The sequence below is a fragment of the Mammaliicoccus sp. P-M58 genome, assembly GCF_022386165.1.
GTDB lineage: Bacteria > Bacillota > Bacilli > Staphylococcales > Staphylococcaceae > Mammaliicoccus > Mammaliicoccus sciuri.
This window is the reverse complement of record NZ_JAJNJI010000012.1, coordinates 69,428-87,841: the sequence shown is the minus strand read 5'-3', so window position 1 is coordinate 87,841 and position 18,414 is coordinate 69,428. Positions and strand designations below refer to the sequence as shown.

The following is an 18,414-nucleotide window of genomic DNA, read 5'->3' as shown; positions in this document are numbered from 1 at the left end:
TGTAAGTGGTTAAGTATTGATTGTATAGAAAAAGCTTCCTGAACTTGTCTTCATGAGACAAATTGAGGAAGTTTTATTTTATATTTTTAACATGCTTCTAAAACCTCTTGCGCCATAATAAGAATCAGCGCCATTATGGTAAGTGAATACTGTGTCATACCGTAAATCGCAGAATAATGCACCACCAAGGTCTCTAATTTTTGTCGGTGTTTCAATCCAACTAGATGTTTTCTTATCAAATTCACCGAGTGTTTGTAAATGTCTATATTGTTCTTCATTAAGTAATGTAACGTTCATTTCATGAACCATGTCCATTACACTTGTTTCTGGTTTGTGTTTCTTTCTAGATTCTAATGCTGCTCTATCATAACAAACACTTCGACGGCCTTTAGGACTTTCTTTAGAACAGTCTACGAATATATAAGCATCATCTTCTAATCCTATTACATCAGGCTCTCCTTCAGTTTGTTCCATTTGATTAAGTGACCATAATTTTTCTGGATGTTCATTTAATCGTTTTTCTACATCTGACCATTCTATATTTTTATGACGTTCTGGAAATTTTTCGAATCGTTTTTGTAAAGTTGTAAGCAGTTCAGCTTGTTCTTCTTGTGAAAGTTTTTGAGTTGTCATAAAATACCCCTTTTTATTTTATTGTAGCAGACTATGAAGCGATTAAAAGTAATATGTGATTAAGCTTTATCTTTAGTATTTAAAAAGTCTAAAAATTCGTCTCCCCAGTCACAAATGCCATTAACAACAGGTTCTAAATCTTTACCTATTTGTGTCAAACTATATTCAACTTTAGGTGGTACGACCGGATATACAGTACGGTTTACGATATGATCGTCTTCGAGTTCTCTCAACTGTCTAATAAGCATACGCTGATTAATATCTGGTAGTTTCTTTTCTAATTCATTGAGTCTAAGAGGTGACACTTGTAGTAAATGCCAGATGATTGGTATTTTCCAACGACCGCCAATAACAGATAATGCTAAGTCTTTAGAATTATAATATTCCGTTTCTTTATAGTTAATTAATACCATAATACAACCCCATTTCTTCACTAAGTGACATATTTGTCAGTATTGCATAATTTTATACATTATATCACAATTATAAGTGCAAAGTAATATAGATAAAGGAGATATGATTAATATGAAATTACAATTAGCAATTGATTTATTAAATAAAGAAGAAGCAGCTCAATTAGCGCAACAAGTTGAGGAATATGTAGATATAGTAGAAATCGGTACACCTATCGTTATTAATGAAGGATTAGGTGCAGTAGAAAAATTAAGTCAATCTGTTAAAGATGTTCAAGTATTAGCTGACTTAAAAATTATGGATGCTGCTGGTTATGAAGTAAGCCAAGCTGTTAAATTTGGAGCAGATATCGTAACAATTTTAGGTGTAGCTGAAGATGCTTCAATTAAAGGTGCAGTTGAAGAAGCGCATAAACATGGTAAAGAATTATTAGTGGATATGATCGCAGTTCAAGATTTAGAAAAACGTGCGAAAGAATTAGATGCATTAGGTGCAGATTATATCGCTGTGCATACTGGTTACGATTTACAAGCTAAAGGTGTATCTCCATTAGAAAGCTTACGTACAGTTAAATCAGTTATCAAAAATTCAAAAGTAGCAGTAGCTGGAGGTATTACGCCAGAAACAATTCAATCTGTTGCTGATGAAAACCCAGATTTAATTATTGTTGGTGGAGGAATTGCTAACGCAGACGATCCAAAAGCAGCTGCAAAATTATGTAGAGAAATTATCGAAGGTAAGTAATATGAGCCGTTATCAATTAATATTGAATGAACTCACGCAAACATTAAATCAAGTAGACTTGAAGGATACTGAGCAATTCGTAAATAGCTTGCAGTCAGAAGTTCCAGTGTTTGTAGCAGCTAAAGGACGCTCTGCATTTGTCGCGAACAGTTTTGCTATGAGATTGAACCAATTAGGTAAGAAAAGCTATGTAGTAGGTGAAACAAGTACACCTTCTATTAATGAAGGAGACAAATTATTGATTGTCTCTGGTTCAGGATCCACAGCTCATTTAAAATTACTCGCACAAACAGCAAAAGATATCGGATCCAACATTATATTAATTTCTACAAAAGAACAATCACCAATCGCTGAAATAGCAGATGACGTGATCGTTTTACCAGCAGGAACTAAATATGATGAAAAAGGATCAGAACAACCACTAGGAAGTCTGTTCGAACAAAGCACTCAATTATATTTAGATAGTATCGTAATGGGTTTAATGGAACAATTAAACGTAAGTGAAACAATTATGCAAAATAAACACGCGAATTTAGAATAATAGAGGAAACCGTCTGAAACGCTCAGACGGTTTCTTACTTTTTTGGAGTGTGATGGGTGATGTTGGGAGGACTGAATATTGCAAGTGAGGTGCGACAAGCAATGTTGAAGCCTTGTATTTATAAAGACTCATCAAACAAGCAACATAGCTCGCCCGTATGTTGCAAGACACCCCAAACAAGCAACATAGCGCCCCTCAACATCCCCATATATATGAAAAAGACTGGCATTTTTTACGTGCCAGTCTCTCTATTAATATTTACTTTTGTATGATTAATGATTTTAAATATTTGGTCTGCTATTAATAAGCCTACTGCTATAGCGCCCGCTATCAATAATGCTCTAATGAATATATCTACGGCGCTATTAAATTCTAATTCTACTAGTTTCCTTGTTGCTTCAAATGCTATGCCTCCTGGTACTAAAGGGATGATACCAGGAATCATAAATATGATGACTGGGGATTTTAATGTTCTTGCCATGGTGTGACTGATTAAGCCGAGTGTTAAACTGCCTAGCAAACTTGTATAGATGGCATCCATATTTGTACTTTCTAATAATAAATAATTAACGAGATAGCCACAACCACCACCAAAGCCTGCAGCTAAAAATAACTTGCGTGGTGCGTCATAAACGAGTGCAAATAGATAAGATGCTAAAAAGCTAAATACAAAGTGTAATATGATAGTTAACATATCAAGCTCCTATAAAATTAAGAATGATGTTGCGATACCTGAACCTATGCCAAATGAAGTGACGATGGCTTCTAGCATCTTCGTTGTAAACATGACCATATGCCGGTCGAATAAATCTTGTACGGCGGTCGTGATAAGCACACCAGGTACAATTGGCATGACGCAAGATATAATAATGGGGCTTATGTCTCCTGTTGCCATCAAGTCGTGACCCCAAATGGCGATAATGCCTATTACAAAGGAACCAATTAATTCTGGTATAAATAATGTAGGTATTCGCATTTTGATCATTTCAACAATTGAAAAACCGATAGAACCTGCAATAAAGGCAGGGATGATATCACCAAATTCACCACCAAAAAGATATAAGAAACTGAGAGATATTAAGCCTGATACGAAAGCCTTAAGAAGTAATGGATAATTTTTTGTGTTTAAATCGATATCTTTCAATTTTTTATAAGCTTCTTCTAGGGTGATTTCTTTATTAACGAGTTTGCGTGATATCGTGTTTACATTTGCTATTTTAATCAGATTCGTATTGTTCTTATGAATTCTAATGATTTGAACTTCTGAATTTTGAGATAAGGAGAATGTAATAAAAATATTCACGACATAACCGTTACTATGTTGATAGCCTAAACTCCTCGCAATACGGTTCATAGTGTCTTCGATTCTAATGGTTTCGGCACTACACTCTAATAAAATTCGACCTGCTAACAATATAACTTTAGTTAAAAGCTTTTCATCAATGTGATTATTAGATGTATCTCGGATCATGCCACACCTCTATCTAATAGAACCTGCTTCTTGTAGATTCATATTTTTAGTTTCTGGGGCCATCATAACAGAAATAACAAATCCTATAAATAGTAAGAAACCAGCGATATACATTGTATTACTAACACCGAAATTCGTTAATATAACAGGGAAGAAGAATGTACTTATTGCTGATGCTACACGACTAATCGTCGTTGTAAATCCTCCACCTGTACCTCGTATATTAGTTGGGAAAAGCTCATATGGATAAATCCATTGATGACAACCCATAGCTGTGTTGAAAATTCCGTATATGATAAAGAGTAACAGTATAACTATGAATGGTGCATTTAAACCAGATGCATATCCTAATGCAAATAATGCAAGTGTTGAAATTAAGAATGGCCAAATTAAAGTTGGTCTTCTTCCATAACGTTCTATTAAATAAAGTGCAGGGATAACACCTATTAAATAGAAGATATTAATAATGGCAGATCCTAAATACTCTTGTGAACCGTCTTGGAAACCAAATTCATAAAGAATAGACGGTATATATGTGCCAATTGCGAATGTTGTCATAACTTGTAAAGACCAGAATGTTGAAACAAAGAATGTCCATTTACCTTGACCATTTTTAAAAATATCTTTGAAGTTCGTCTTTTTATGTCCAGTTGTATCTTTGGAAACAACAACGTTATCACCAAATATTTTTTGGACGATCTGTTCTGCTTCTTCTTTTCTACCTTGTTGTACGAGCCAATGAGGTGATTCTGGCATATTTAATCGTGCAAGTAGTAATAATACGATAGGGAACGCACCACTTAATAGCATCCATCTCCAACTTGTATCTCCAAGAGGTATTAGTAGATATCCAACTAAGAATGAAACAGCATAACCTACAAACCAGAATCCATTAATACCACCGAGTAAAGCACCACGTTTCTTTTGTGGAGAGAACTCACTCATAAGTGAACCAGCAATTGGATAATCCGTTCCTAAAGCGATTCCGATAACAAATCTTAATGCGATTAATTGTACTGGATCAGTTGCGAAAAACTGTAATGTCGTAACAATTGCTAAGACGAGCATATCTAAGATGAACATTTTTTTTCGGCCAATTTTATCTGTGAAGTAACCGCCGAACATACCACCTAGAACCATGCCTGCTAAAGTTGCCGTACCTAATAAACCAATAACTGTAACGGACATATCAAAACTATTTTGCATAACAGCAAGCGCTATTGCGATAATACCTAAACTGTATCCATCAACAAATGTACTTCCACTTGAATAAGCAAAAATTTTCATGTGAAATCTTGAGAATGGCATTTCTTCCATTGTGCAATCTTTATTCATTAAATGTCCTCCTAATATAGACCAGTGCATCATTATTTTTAAAGATAGCGCTTACATAAAAGGGTGAAGGGTTTTATTGATAACTGTATGATAATAAACTGTTAATATCTTGTGCTGCGTTAAAACCTGTTTGAATGGCTGTTTCAGTATATAAAGTACCTAAATAATCGCCAGCTAAATATAATCGATTGTCAGGTTTCGTAAGAATAGGTTGAATTTTAGCTCTTCCCGGGAAGATGTAAGCAGATCCTAATGGGAATTTTTGAACGTGAGCTTCAACAACTTTATCACTGAAACCTGGAAACATTTCATTTAAGTCATTCAAATAAATATCGATAATTTCTTCGTCTGTTTTGTCTAGTAATTTTTGTCCTCTTCCTGCGGGGGAAAATGTCATAAAGGTACTACCTTTAGTTCTATTTTTAGAAAGAGAATGTACAAGGTTAGAGCTATGAATTAATACATCAAATGATTTCTTTGGTGTTGCAAATGAGTAAATATCATCCCAAACTTGTTTGCCTGTTTCATTTGTTAAAAATGCTGCGCTTACGTGTGGACCATATTTAATTTGATCTAATGCAGCGCCAACTTCAGGACTGATATTTTTTGCGATTTTTCTAGTGATAGGTGCTGGTGTAGCAAGTACGGCATACCGAGTTTGTACTTCATGTTCTTGTCCATCTTGAACATATTTAACAGTTACTGAATCGTGGTCTTGAATCACTTCTTGTACGTCAGTATTTAGTAGTACGTCGTCGCCAAGTGAACAAGCGATTGTATCTGTTAATGTAGAAGGACCTCCCATAATATTTCGTGATAAACCTTCATCTTTGTTCCAAATCATATGGAAGTATCCTACACCTGCACCTGCAGATATTTGTTCAGGATCGCCAGTTGATCGACTTACGGTCGGTCTGAAAATAGCATCGGCATCAAGCGGTAAATGACCTGTAAAGTCTGTAAAAGTTTTATGGTTCATAAAGTCTAAAATACGTTGTTGTTGAACACTTTTATCTTCTAGACTTTTTTGTTTCGCGATTTTTCCATAGCGTAGAACGGAAGCTCTTACTTTAGCACCAGCTCTAATTAATGCGAAACGGTCTTTCCATGACATATTTACACGGAATGGATACGTTTCAACAGGGCCACTTGTGAGTAATTTGCCATTTAAAGACATGGCTGTTAATTTACCTGGGACTGGCATAGAGGAAATGCCGACAGATTTAAATAATTCATCTGTCGCGGAACCAGTTCCTGCGTATACGTGACCGCCCCAGTTTAACCAATATGAGCCTCTTCGTTCAGACATTACACGTCCACCAACTCTATTTGTTGATTCTAAAAGTAAAATATCATGATGTTTTAATCTCCAAGCGGCGGATAAACCCGCTAAACCTCCGCCAATAATAACGACATCTTTCATTTCCAACACCTTCTTATTATGAGTTTTGATAAAGTTCATTTAATTTTGATGCAATTTTTTCTTTGAATTCTGGTGAAGCAGACACTAATGGTGAGCGACTAGGTCCACCAGGTAATCCAATTGCTTCTAGTCCTGCTTTTACAGTGCCTGGAATGACTTCTTCTTCTATTAAATTATATAAAGGAATGAGTTCTTTATTTAATTCAGCTGCTTCTTTTATGTTGTTTTCTTTCACGATCAAATCATAAAGTTTAACAATTTTATCTGGCACTAAATTATGAACGACACCAATTGCACCAACACCACCTGAAGCAAGTGTAGCTAAAATTAAATCTTCAAATCCTGTTAATAATGAGAAGCGGTCGTTATCTTTTGTCAGATTTAATAATTTAGATGTATGTACACCGTCTGCTGTATTCTTAATACCAACTATTCCATCTAATTGACTGATTTCATGTATAAGTTCTGGAGATAGCTCGATACCTGTAGCATCTGGGTAATGGTAAATAACGATACCGATTTTGCTATTTTCAGTGACAGCTTTGTAATGGTTTAAGATACCTTCGTCACTCGTTGCCATATAATATGGATTAATGACTAAAGCGCTTGATACGCCAGCTTCTTCAGCAAATTGAGTTAATTTAATTGTATCTTCAGTACTATGACAGCCTGTTCCAGCCATTACTGGAACACGCGCGTCGACTGTATCACATACGAATTGAATCACTTGTTGACGTTCTTCTAGTGACATTAAAGAATATTCACCAGTACTTCCGCCAACTAAAACACCATGAACACCGTTTTTGATAACATGTTCGATTAACTGAGCAAGGCCGTCATAATCGATGACGCCGCCTTCTTTCATTGGAGTAGGTAATGCAGGTATAACACCAAATGGTTTAAACATAATAAGCACCTCTTTAATTTATTTTTGTTGCATATTCACGTAAACACTTTTAACTTCTGTATAATTACTTAATCCATATTCGCCGCCCATTTCTCGACCAATACCAGATTGTTTATAGCCACCAAACGGCATTGTTTCTAATTCCAATCCAACATCATTGATCCAAACAGTACCAGATTGGAGTTTGCCAGAAATGTAATGCGCTTTTCTAATATTTTCTGTCCATACACTTGCTGCTAATCCGTATTCGCTGTTATTCGCTTTTTCGATGGCTTCTTCAACTGTATCGAATATTAAGATAGACATAACTGGACCGAATATTTCTTCGCGAGCGATTGTCATATCATCCGTAACATCAGCAAATATAGTAGGTGGTACATAATAACCTGTATCAAATGATTGAATACCACCTGTTACAAGTGTTGCACCTTCATCAATACCAGATTGAATATATTGTTGAACGGTATTTTGTTGTTTTTGAGAAACAAGTGGCCCCATATCAGTATCACTATTTAAACCAGGACCGAGTTTAGTTTCTTCAGCAAGTTTCTTAACACCTGCTACAACTTTGTCGTAAACATTTCTTTGAACATATATTCTTGTACAAGCACTGCAATTCTGACCATGGTTATACATCGTACCGTTATAAGCGCCTGTAATAGCTTCTTCTAAATCTGCATCTTCTAAAATAATAGAAGGGGATTTACCACCAAGTTCTAACGTTACGTTTTTAACTTGATCTGCAGCTTGTTTCATAACATTCTTTCCGACTTCTGTAGAACCTGTAAATGCAATTTTGTCGACTTTTTCATGCTTGATTAATGCTTCACCAGCAACGCGACCACTACCTGGAACAACGTTTACAACACCGTCTGGGAAACCAGCTTCTTTAAATAATTGAGCTACATAAAGTAATGAAAGTGGTGTTTCTGTAGCAGGTTTAATTACAACTGTACATCCTACTGCTAAAGCGGCACCTAATTTCCATGCAGCCATTAACAATGGGAAGTTCCAAGGAATAATTTGTCCTGCAACGCCAATTGGTTCGTGAAGTGTGTAGTTAACATAGTCAGGTGAAACTTGTGTTGTCTTACCAGAAATCTTAGTTGCAAAGCCTGCATAGTATTCAAATTGTTGTACAGTTCCGCCAACATCATCACTAAGTGCGATGTGATAAGGCTTACCGTTATCTAAAGATTCTAGTTGTGCAAGTTCTTCACGATTTTCTTCAACAAGTTGAGCAAACTTATAAATCAGCTGAGAACGTGTATGCGCTTCCAAATTTGTCCATGAACCATTATCAAAAGTCTCTCTCGCTGCATTGACAGCAATATCGATATCTTTTTCATTCGCTTCATGAACCGATGCTATTTTTTCTTCTGTAGCGGGGTTGATAACATCAAACGTTTTCCCTTCAGAAGATTGAACATATGACCCGTTAATATATAAACCTATGTCTTGTTCTAAAAAAGCTTTTACTTTCGGTTTTAAACTTTGTGTTGCCATATCAAAATAACCTCCTGTTTTTATATTTTGATTATTTAGAATCTTAACACTATTTTGAAGCAATGTAAACCCTTTCATTTAAAAAGGGAATTTTTATGTTCTAAATTGGTATAATATTACATTGTTGTGATGGGTGAAATTGATTTAAGAAGTTATTATCGTTATGATGAATATAAAGAAAGTGGGTATGAGGTGATTTATGAGTATGGACAATCAACATACGATTAAACTGAAATTAATCGACATTAAAGATCAATTACCAAAAAAACAAAAAAAGTTATGTGATTATATTCTTAAAAATTTTCAATCACTAGGACTTGTTACGATAAAAGAGTTGTCTCAAGATGCAGATGTTGGGATCTCTACAGTCATGAGAACTTTGAAAGCAATCGGATATGATAATTTTAATGATTTCAAAAAAGATATTTATGAAGAAGTAATGCCGTCAGAGTCAACATGGGTTATGCAAACATCACTGATGGATTCAGTAGAAAAGAATAAAACGCTCGTTGATGTATGGGATAAAAGTGTTGAATTATTAAATAAGTCTTACAACGAAGAGTTGGATGAATATTTCAAAGATGCTGTGAAACTTATGAAAGAAGCGGAAATGATTGGAATCATTGGGACGCGACCATATAAAGCAGCGTCATTATATTTAGAGCAGTTACTAGGGGAATTTACGAATCAAATTGCGCAATTAAGTCATGATACAGAAACCGTAATTGATAAAGTATTACAAATGGGCAATCGTGATTTAATCGTTATGTTCGCTTTTGAACCATACTCTCAATTAGTGTTGAAAGTAGCAAAAATAGCTCATAATAATCAAGTGCCAATACTGTTAATAACAGATTATGATTCATGTCCAATCGTTCAGTATGCAAGTGAAACACTGAAATTAGCAGTAAGTAAAAATCACTTTTCAATATTGCCAATCATCGCATTGATAGACGCTATCGTTATCGAAATGGGTAAATATAAATCTGAGCAATCTGTCGACAAACTAAAACGATTAGAAAAAACATTAAAAGACTACGATATTATATAAAGAATGGTTATAGAGAAAGAGTGAGACATAATGTTCATGTCTCACTCTTTTCATTTTTGGTGATGATGGAGGCTGAACATTGCAAGTGGAGCGTGACAAGCAATGTTCATGGCCTCGTATTTATCAAGACTGTTGAAACAAGATAAATAGACGCCTCGTATTTATCAAGACTGGTGAAACAAGATAAATAGACGCCTCCGTATTTATCAAGACTGTTGAAACAAGATAAAAAGGCGCCTCGTATTTATCAAGACTGTTGAAACAAGATAAATAGACGCCTCCGTATGTTGCAAGACACACCAATCTAACAAAATCCAGCCCCTCATACAGACCTACAAACTCACTCCAGCCTCTATCTTTGTATAATCTTCATCTCTAAATTCTCAATATACCAATATAACAAACAATGGTATCACGACTGAGCTGATTAAGGCTGTTAAAATCATGCCGATTGAACTGAAGGCTGCTGATTCGATATCGGTTTCTAATATTTTGGCTGTCCCGATAGCATGTGATGCATTGCCATAAGTGAGTCCTTTGGCAATGGATGTTTGGAATTTTGCTATTTTGATAAGGTACGACCCTAACATACTTCCTATTAATCCTGTCCCTATAATAAACAATACGGCTAAGCTATCTATACCGCCTATTTGTTGTGATACTTGTACACCGACTGCTGCTGTTATAGATCTTGGCAACAATGATGCAATCATTTCTTTCGAATAACCGAATATATTTAAAATCGTAAACATTAAAATAATATTAATCGTTATCCCAACTAATACACTTGTGATAATGACTTTAAAATGTTGAACAATCATTTTTCTATATAAATAAAGTGGATATGCTAAACAGACAACTGTGCAATTTAAAAAGTCATAAATCCATTGGCCACCTACCATATAGTCGTTGTAATTATATCCAAACAACACAAGTACGCAAATAATTGCAATGGATGAAACGAGTGCGGGGTGTAGGATGGCGATCTTGAATTTTTTCTGTATAAATAATGCGAATATGTACATGACAATTGTTAAAAGAATCATTAAAAGTGCTTTAATCATCATGATTGATCACCACTTTCTTCTATATGATTCTTTTTTAACATTTTCTCAGCTATGTATCCCGACGAGAGTGCAACAATGCATGTACTTGCGATGACTAATACAATTAAAAAGATAAACTGTGCATTTATTTGGTCAACTAAATTCATAGCACCGACTATTGAAGGGATGAAAAAGAAAATCATCGTACTTAATAATAAATTTGCACCGTCTTTAATCCATTCTTCTTTTATAATTTTAAATTGTAATAATAAGAAAAGTATCACAAGTCCGATAATACTACCTGCAATAGGTATGTTTAATGTTTCTTGTATCCAACTACCTAGTACGGTAATAAAATAGATCATACATATTTGGAGTATGATTTTTATGAATTTATAAATCATGACAACTCAATCCTTTTAACATTTTATGATGATATTTATTATAGAACTGATTTGGATATTTTGAAATGCTATCGGACGGTCTTTTTATTTTTAAAAATTTACAATTAGTGGTTCAATAGACTTAACAATTAAAAGATTGGAGCGAATCATATGCCAAAATTAATTTTATGTCGACATGGGCAAAGTGAATGGAATGCGAAAAATTTATTTACAGGTTGGGCAGATGTAGAGTTATCAGAGCAAGGGTATAATGAAGCGAGAATCTCAGGTGAAAAATTATTAAAACAAAATATCGAAATAGATGTCGTGTATACATCACTTTTAACAAGAGCAATTGAAACCACATATTTATTATTGAAGCATTCTCACCAACTTTGGATACCAATTTACAAAACGTGGCGTTTAAATGAACGTCATTATGGTGGTCTTCAAGGTAAAAATAAAGATCAAGCACGAGAAGAATATGGTGAAGAACAAGTACATATTTGGAGACGTTCTTATAATACGAGACCTCCAGAAGCGGATGAAAAGTTACGAGAAGAATACTTAAATGATAGAAGATATGAAATGTTAGATAGAAGAATCATGCCTGTTACAGAAAGTCTTAAAGATACATTGGATAGAGTCATTCCATATTGGATAGATCATATTTCAACAAGTTTATTAAACCATCAAACAACTTTAGTTTCTGCACACGGTAATTCTTTGAGAGCACTGATTAAGTATTTAGAAGATATTCCAGATGATGAAATTTCAAACTTAGAAATCAAAACTGGTGCACCATTAATATATGAATTAGATGAATCTTTAAAAGTGATAGACAAGTATTATTTATAGGTTTTAACACATTATAAAAGTAAAATAAAAGTTTAATTTAACATAAAGCTTTACTTTCAATTATTTATAGCGTATAGTGGGTAGCAAGTGATATTTCGAGATTAAATTAATTGGTAGTTTTATTCATAGTTAATAAAGTCCATTTAAGTTTGAAGATTGATTATTGCAAATATACGTGCAAAAGCACAATAGGAGGACTTTTATTATGAATAAAGGTACAGTAAAATGGTTTAACGCAGAAAAAGGTTACGGATTTATCGAAGGAGAAAATGGTAACGACGTATTCGTACATTTCTCATCTATCCAAACTGAAGGTTACAAATCATTAGACGAAGGTGCTTCAGTTACTTTCGATATCGAAGAAGGACAACGTGGACCTCAAGCAGTTAACGTTATCAAAAACTAATATTTAACCATTAGTTAAACACTTCATAACTTTGTTATGAAGTGTTTTTTTGTATATTAAAATAGAAATTGATGAACAATTCTGAATATAATCATTCGCTTTATCGGTTGTGAAATGGTTAAATAAGTATAACAACATATAGGAGGGAAACGTTATGACAGAAATCCAACATTTAACAGTAGGAAGCAAAGACGCAAACATAACAGTAGAGGCATTTATTAATTTTGCATGCCCATATTGTTCACATTATTTTGCAGCAGCTGACGAAGTTTTAGAACCTTATATTAATGAGAATAAAGTACAATACATCGTCAAGCATTTTGATAAGACGAAACAAAGACTGCTCAAAGGAACTGTTGCGAATATTTATTTGGATTACGATGACCCCGAAGAAACTTTTAAAATAATAAGACACCTATATGAAACACAAGACGAATGGACATTGAATTTTGAAACGATAGAAAGAAAAATGGAACATGAATTAGGATTATCACCACAAAAAAATGCAGACGATCGATCGTTAGCCATTATGCAAGAAACATTTGAAAGAGGGATTAAAGGCGTGCCAACCGTTTTTATAAATGATGAAAAATTTGAATTTAATCCTGTAGAAGATGGTAAAGAGACGATACAAGAAAAATTAAGAAATGCATTAGAAAGTATATGATGAAGCGGTAAGGACGCACGAAGACTGCAAGATATCGTGCGCAAAGGTACAAAATCAGAGTGCAATGCACGAAGACTGCAAGATATCGTGCGCTAAGGTATAAAATCAGGGTGTAACGCACGAAGACTCCGAGATATCGTGCGCTATGGTACAAAATCAGGGTGTAACGCACGAAGACTATGAGATATCGTGCGCTAAGGTGCGAAATCAGGGTGTAACGCACGAAGACTATGAGATATCGTGCGCAAAGGTACAAAATCAGAGTGCAATGCACGAAGACTTCTGACCTAATTCCTCATTATAGCAAGTGGCTGTTGTGAAACAACGCCACAAGATATTCAACACATTCATCAAGGTATTAAATAAAGTGTATATTTTCTCTATTTGAGTAAGGGTGAGGCATCTTGTGATGTCTCATCCTTTTTATATACATAATGCTCTGAAGTACTGCTGTTATAGGGATTATAAGCTTTTTAAATAATAATCATTTCTTTATGAAAGCCCTTTACTTGATAATTTTTAAAATACAATAGTAAAATGTTTTATAAGAGGTATTTATCTCTTATTAGGATTAAATTTTTAGGAGGTATGAAGGATGGTAGTAGAATTTCACAATGAACCAGCAACAGATTTTACAAATCAAGAGAATCAACAAGCGTTTAAAGATGCATTAATAAAAGTTAAATCTGAATTTGGGAAAGAAATTCCTCTAGTAATTAATGGTGAGAAGATTTATACAGATGATAAGTTTGAATCTGTAGATCCAGCAAACCACCAACAAGTACTAGGTACAATTTCAAAAGCTTCTAAAGAACAAGTTGACCAAGCGATGGAAGCGGCTAAAGAAGCCTATAAGACTTGGAGAAAATGGTCTCATAAAGAAAGAGCCGAATTATTAATTAGAGTTTCTGCAATCATTCGCAGAAGAAAACATGAACTTTCTGCATTAATGGTTTATGAAGCGGGTAAACCATGGAATGAAGCAGATGGAGATACAAATGAAGGTATTGATTTTATTGAATATTATGCGCGTTCTATGATGGAATTGGCTAATGGTAAGCCAGTCTTTGATAGAGAAGGGGAGCATAACCAATATATTTATAAACCAATGGGTCCTGGTGTTACAATTCCACCTTGGAACTTCCCATTTGCAATTATGACAGGTACAACAGTTGCACCTATTATTGCAGGTAATACAGTATTACTTAAACCAGCAGAAGATACGCCATTAGTTGCATATAAATTAATGGAAATTTTAGAAGAAGCAGGTCTTCCAAAAGGCGTTGTAAACTTTGTACCAGGTGATCCGAAAGAAATCGGTGATTACTTAGTCGATCATAAAGATACGCACTTTGTAACATTTACTGGTTCAAGAGCAACAGGTACACGTATTTTTGAAAGAGCAGCTAAAGTTCAAGAAGGCCAAAACTTCTTAAAACGTGTTATCGCTGAAATGGGCGGTAAAGATGCAATTATAGTTGATGAAAATACTGATACTGATTTAGCAGCTAAAGCAATTGTAGATTCTGCATTTGGCTTTTCTGGTCAAAAATGTTCTGCATGTTCTAGAGCAATCGTGCACAAAGATGTTTATGATGAAGTTCTAGAAAAATCAATCGCATTAACAAAAGAACTTTCAATTAATCACACAGAAGGTGGTTCTGATGTATATATGGGACCAGTTATTAATAAAAAACAATTTGATAAAATTAAAAATTATATCGAAATTGGTAGTAAAGAAGGTAAGCTAGAAGTTGGCGGTAAGACTGATGACAGTAAAGGTTATTTCGTACATCCAACAATCATTTCTGGACTTAAATCAAGTGATCAAATTATGCAAGAAGAAATCTTCGGACCAGTCGTTGGCTTTACTAAAGGCGATAACTTTGAAGAATTATTAGAAATTGCTAATGACACAGATTACGGATTAACAGGAGCTGTGATTACAAATAATCGTGAGCATTGGAGACAAGCATGTGAAGATTATGATGTAGGTAACTTATACTTGAACAGAGGTTGTACAGCAGCAGTAGTAGGTTATCATCCATTCGGAGGCTTCAAAATGTCAGGTACAGATGCTAAGACAGGTAGCCCAGACTATATGCTCAACTTCTTAGAACAAAAAATATTATCAGAACAATTCTAGTATAGATTAAGAGAACCTGAGGCACACGATGTGCCTCAGGTTCTTCTATCTTGATGAGTATTTTAGGTTGTTAGGGACAGAATTCCGAGAAATGTCCGTAAGAGGTGCTATTAGAGACAGAATTCGTAGAAATGTCCGTATGAGAGGTTCATCTAATTACCAGAATTCAGAATAATGGAAGTTACATCCCCGCACTCATCCCAACACATCTCCAGCAAATCTCATTTATGCTAAGATTTCTTCTGCTAGTAATTGATATGATTTTTTCTTGGCTTCGAAATCGTAGATATTTGTTATAATCATAAATTCGTCTGTTTGATATTCTTCTACTAGTTGATTAAGTTGTTTTCTTACTGTTTGTGGTGAACCTATAATACTTCTTTTTCGGTTTGTCTTAATGAGTTCTAATTCTTCTTCTGTATAATCTTCTATATTGATTTCTTCTGGTGGTTGAACTTTTGTTCCTAATCCTTTGCCAACGTTTAATAACCATTTGTCTTGTGATATGGCTAATTGTTCTGCTGCTTCGTCTGTTTCTGCACATACTACAAAAATACAAACAATGGTTGAGGGTTCTTTCATATTAACGGATGGTTTAAAGTCTTCGTAATAGCGCTTCATTGCGATTTCTTTATATTTAGGATTTATAAAGTGACCGAATACAAATCCAATTCCTAGTTGTGCTGCGTTTCTAGCACCATTTTCAGTTAAACCTAATAACCACATTGTTGGTGGATTGTCTATGCGTGGTCCAGCTTTAACGAGTCTAAATTTATGATCTCTAGGTAACGAGTTATGCAAGAATCCTTGTAAGTCAGATGCTTGCCTGTAAAAGTCTTCAATTGGTTTAATATGATCATCAGTTAAAGCTTTTTGTGTAATTGGAGAACCACCTGGTGAATTACCAAATCCTAAGTCGATACGGTTAGGAAATAATGCAGATAAAGTCTTACCGTTCTCTGCAATTTTATAAGGGTTATATTGTGGTAATAATATGCCACCAGAGCCAACTCGAATATGTTTAGTTGAAGCTGCAATTTGAGTCATCAAGATTTCTGGTGATGAACTTGCGAGACCACTCGTATTGTGGTGTTCAGCAACCCAATATCTGTGATAACCTAACGACTCAGTCCATTGTGCTAATGAGATAGTATTTTGTAATGTTTCTTCAGGCGTACTTCCTTTAGAAATGGGTGCTTGATCTAATACACTTAATTTCACGTTATAACGCTCCTTATAATTGACGTTTGTATTTTAATGAAATGTAGTTTTCATTTTCTGGTAGAGTATACATTGGTTTTTCATATTGGTATTTAAATTCTTTGGCTTCATAAAAAGGAATTCCCATATGGTTTCCTTTACTTACAGAAACCCATTGTTCTGTGGCACCTCTTTTTATTTGATCTTCTGTAATAATATTTAATAAACCTGAACCAATGCCTTCTCGTTTACGCTTTGGATCCAAGTATAGGACATATAATTCAGAGATATGTGTTTCTCTAAAACCGCCACCACCAGCTCCAACAATTTGTCCATTATCTTCAGCAACAAACCAACCATTCCAATATTGATCAATGTTCGTTATTTCGTTAGAAACGCGTTGTTCATTATAAAATTCATTAATAATTTGTGTGATGTATTTTTCAGGTAGTATATCTTTATATGTCACACGATATCCATCAGAACAAACTTTTATAATACCCTGCACATCATTAATTGTCGCCATTCTATACTCCATATGTATCACCTTCATAATTTATTTAATTCTAGTATATCTTATCTTTAAAATTTTTAAGCATTTTTGCTTATATATATGGTATTTTTTGAAAAATTGATTATAATTGAAAATGAATATCAATTAGTGAAGGAAGGTTGAGTGATGAAAAAATTATTGGTAGCCATATTAGCATGTTTACTCATTTTATCAGCATGTTCGAATAAAGGTGATAATAAGCAAGTAGATACTTCTAAGGAAACGAAAAATTACAAACTTGAAAACGGGAAAACAATAAAAGTACCTAAAAATCCTAAAAAAGTAGCTGTTTTAACAGCTTTTTATGTAGGGGATTTTATTGAATTAGGTATTAAACCAATTGCTGTTCCGGATTGGACGAAAGACTCATCTATTATTAAACCACATTTAGATGGTGTAGAACTTGTTGGTGATGGGAATGTTGAGCAGGTAGCGAAACAGAAACCGGATTTAATTATTGTGGATGCAATGGATAAAAATCTTAAAAAATATCAAAAAATCGCACCGACTGTTCCTTATACTTATACAAAGTACAACCATAAAGAAATTTTAACAGAGTTAGGGAAGTTAACTGGTAAAGAAGATAAAGCTAAAGATTGGATCGACAAGTGGAATAAAGAAACAGCTAAAGATAAAAAAGAGGTTCAAAGTAAAGTTGGCGATTCAACTGCATCAGTATTTGAACCAGACTCAAAAGAAATCTTTATATATGAAAGTACATGGGGACGTGGATTAGACATTGTACATGATGCATTTGGTATGCCAATGACTAAAGAATATGAAGCTAAAGTTAAAAAAGGCGGAAAAGGTTATGAATCTATTTCTAAAGAAGAAATATCAGATTATGCCGGAGACTATATCTTCTTAAGTAAACCATCATACGGTAACTTTGATTTTGAAAAAACAGCAACTTGGAAAAACTTAGACGCTGTAAAAAATGACAGAGTTATTACGTATAAAGCAGAAGATTATTGGTTTACAGATCCACTTACATTAGAACAACTTAGAGTAAAACTTAAAAAAGAAATTCTTAAAAAAGCTGAATAATATAACGGGATTCCAGTATAGATGAAACCTCAAATTAATCTATACTGGAATTTTTTTGAAGGTTGAAATAAATATTAATTAAA

At 34.2% G+C, this 18,414-nt stretch carries 20 protein-coding genes; 8 read left to right on the top strand and 12 right to left on the bottom strand.

The window, feature by feature from the left end; all coding sequences use genetic code 11:
• Positions 1–78: 78 nt before the first annotated feature.
• Together LQ694_RS12770 and LQ694_RS12765 are read right to left on the bottom strand one after the other, a co-directional pair.
• Complete coding sequence (locus LQ694_RS12770) at positions 79–633, bottom strand: DUF4256 domain-containing protein (RefSeq protein ID WP_048539983.1); 555 nt, start codon at positions 631–633, stop codon at positions 79–81.
• A gap of 59 nt (positions 634–692) precedes the next feature.
• Complete coding sequence (locus LQ694_RS12765; RefSeq protein WP_058611384.1) at positions 693–1,046, bottom strand: winged helix-turn-helix transcriptional regulator; 354 nt, start codon at positions 1,044–1,046, stop codon at positions 693–695.
• 112 nt (positions 1,047–1,158) lie between these two features.
• Here LQ694_RS12765 and hxlA point away from each other — a divergent pair, with 112 nt between their 5' ends.
• On the top strand, positions 1,159–1,791 hold the full coding sequence (gene hxlA, locus LQ694_RS12760; protein ID WP_218697163.1) for a 3-hexulose-6-phosphate synthase: 633 nt from the start codon (positions 1,159–1,161) through the stop codon (positions 1,789–1,791).
• Position 1,792: 1 nt separating this feature from the next.
• Complete coding sequence (gene hxlB, locus LQ694_RS12755; protein WP_231493154.1) at positions 1,793–2,332, top strand: 6-phospho-3-hexuloisomerase; 540 nt, start codon at positions 1,793–1,795, stop codon at positions 2,330–2,332.
• Positions 2,333–2,564: 232 nt separating this feature from the next.
• Here hxlB and LQ694_RS12750 read toward each other — a convergent pair whose 3' ends face one another.
• From LQ694_RS12750 to LQ694_RS12725, 6 genes are all read right to left on the bottom strand, one after another.
• The gene (locus tag LQ694_RS12750) at positions 2,565–3,026 is read right to left on the bottom strand and encodes a threonine/serine exporter family protein (protein WP_231493153.1); all 462 of its coding nucleotides are present in this window, start codon (positions 3,024–3,026) and stop codon (positions 2,565–2,567) included.
• Positions 3,027–3,035: 9 nt separating this feature from the next.
• The gene (locus LQ694_RS12745; RefSeq protein WP_231493152.1) at positions 3,036–3,803 is read right to left on the bottom strand and encodes a threonine/serine exporter family protein; all 768 of its coding nucleotides are present in this window, start codon (positions 3,801–3,803) and stop codon (positions 3,036–3,038) included.
• A gap of 9 nt (positions 3,804–3,812) precedes the next feature.
• The gene (locus LQ694_RS12740) at positions 3,813–5,138 is read right to left on the bottom strand and encodes an MFS transporter (RefSeq protein WP_096791718.1); all 1,326 of its coding nucleotides are present in this window, start codon (positions 5,136–5,138) and stop codon (positions 3,813–3,815) included.
• Between the two features lie 73 nt (positions 5,139–5,211).
• The gene (locus LQ694_RS12735; RefSeq protein WP_096791719.1) at positions 5,212–6,561 is read right to left on the bottom strand and encodes a protoporphyrinogen/coproporphyrinogen oxidase; all 1,350 of its coding nucleotides are present in this window, start codon (positions 6,559–6,561) and stop codon (positions 5,212–5,214) included.
• A 16-nt stretch (positions 6,562–6,577) separates the two neighbouring features.
• Positions 6,578–7,468 carry a 4-hydroxy-tetrahydrodipicolinate synthase gene (dapA, locus tag LQ694_RS12730; RefSeq protein WP_231493151.1) on the bottom strand — a complete coding sequence of 297 codons (891 nt, stop codon included), beginning with the start codon at positions 7,466–7,468 and terminating at the stop codon, positions 6,578–6,580.
• Positions 7,469–7,486: 18 nt separating this feature from the next.
• Positions 7,487–8,974: an aldehyde dehydrogenase family protein gene (locus LQ694_RS12725; RefSeq protein WP_096791721.1), complete on the bottom strand. Its 1,488-nt coding sequence runs from the start codon at positions 8,972–8,974 to the stop codon at positions 7,487–7,489.
• 205 nt (positions 8,975–9,179) lie between these two features.
• On the opposite strand from LQ694_RS12725, the gene LQ694_RS12720 reads away from it, so the two are divergent.
• Positions 9,180–10,025 carry a MurR/RpiR family transcriptional regulator gene (locus LQ694_RS12720; protein ID WP_231493150.1) on the top strand — a complete coding sequence of 282 codons (846 nt, stop codon included), beginning with the start codon at positions 9,180–9,182 and terminating at the stop codon, positions 10,023–10,025.
• A 383-nt stretch (positions 10,026–10,408) separates the two neighbouring features.
• Here the strand turns inward: LQ694_RS12720 and LQ694_RS12715 are convergent, their stop codons facing one another.
• Together LQ694_RS12715 and LQ694_RS12710 are read right to left on the bottom strand one after the other, a co-directional pair.
• Positions 10,409–11,092 carry an LrgB family protein gene (locus LQ694_RS12715; RefSeq protein WP_058611381.1) on the bottom strand — a complete coding sequence of 228 codons (684 nt, stop codon included), beginning with the start codon at positions 11,090–11,092 and terminating at the stop codon, positions 10,409–10,411.
• On the bottom strand, positions 11,089–11,475 hold the full coding sequence (locus tag LQ694_RS12710; RefSeq protein WP_058611380.1) for a CidA/LrgA family protein: 387 nt from the start codon (positions 11,473–11,475) through the stop codon (positions 11,089–11,091). Before LQ694_RS12710 ends, LQ694_RS12715 begins: the two co-directional genes overlap by 4 nt.
• A 150-nt stretch (positions 11,476–11,625) precedes the next feature.
• On the opposite strand from LQ694_RS12710, the gene LQ694_RS12705 reads away from it, so the two are divergent.
• The 4 genes from LQ694_RS12705 to pruA all read left to right on the top strand — a co-directional run bounded on the left by LQ694_RS12705 (position 11,626) and on the right by pruA (position 15,531).
• Positions 11,626–12,312 carry a 2,3-diphosphoglycerate-dependent phosphoglycerate mutase gene (locus tag LQ694_RS12705; RefSeq protein ID WP_181188809.1) on the top strand — a complete coding sequence of 229 codons (687 nt, stop codon included), beginning with the start codon at positions 11,626–11,628 and terminating at the stop codon, positions 12,310–12,312.
• Between the two features lie 205 nt (positions 12,313–12,517).
• Positions 12,518–12,718, top strand: coding sequence for a cold-shock protein (locus LQ694_RS12700; RefSeq protein WP_025905033.1), 201 nt, complete (start codon positions 12,518–12,520; stop codon positions 12,716–12,718).
• A 154-nt stretch (positions 12,719–12,872) separates the two neighbouring features.
• Positions 12,873–13,385, top strand: coding sequence for a thioredoxin domain-containing protein (locus LQ694_RS12695; protein WP_058611379.1), 513 nt, complete (start codon positions 12,873–12,875; stop codon positions 13,383–13,385).
• Positions 13,386–13,980: 595 nt separating this feature from the next.
• The gene (gene pruA / locus LQ694_RS12690; RefSeq protein ID WP_065381636.1) at positions 13,981–15,531 is read left to right on the top strand and encodes an L-glutamate gamma-semialdehyde dehydrogenase; all 1,551 of its coding nucleotides are present in this window, start codon (positions 13,981–13,983) and stop codon (positions 15,529–15,531) included.
• A 225-nt stretch (positions 15,532–15,756) separates the two neighbouring features.
• On the opposite strand, the gene LQ694_RS12685 is transcribed toward pruA, so the two are convergent.
• Complete coding sequence (locus LQ694_RS12685) at positions 15,757–16,752, bottom strand: LLM class flavin-dependent oxidoreductase (protein ID WP_218697168.1); 996 nt, start codon at positions 16,750–16,752, stop codon at positions 15,757–15,759.
• A 13-nt stretch (positions 16,753–16,765) separates the two neighbouring features.
• The gene (locus LQ694_RS12680) at positions 16,766–17,257 is read right to left on the bottom strand and encodes a GNAT family N-acetyltransferase (protein ID WP_081046966.1); all 492 of its coding nucleotides are present in this window, start codon (positions 17,255–17,257) and stop codon (positions 16,766–16,768) included.
• A gap of 153 nt (positions 17,258–17,410) precedes the next feature.
• On the opposite strand from LQ694_RS12680, the gene LQ694_RS12675 reads away from it, so the two are divergent.
• Positions 17,411–18,331, top strand: coding sequence for an ABC transporter substrate-binding protein (locus LQ694_RS12675; protein ID WP_218697169.1), 921 nt, complete (start codon positions 17,411–17,413; stop codon positions 18,329–18,331).
• Positions 18,332–18,414 lie beyond the last annotated feature (83 nt).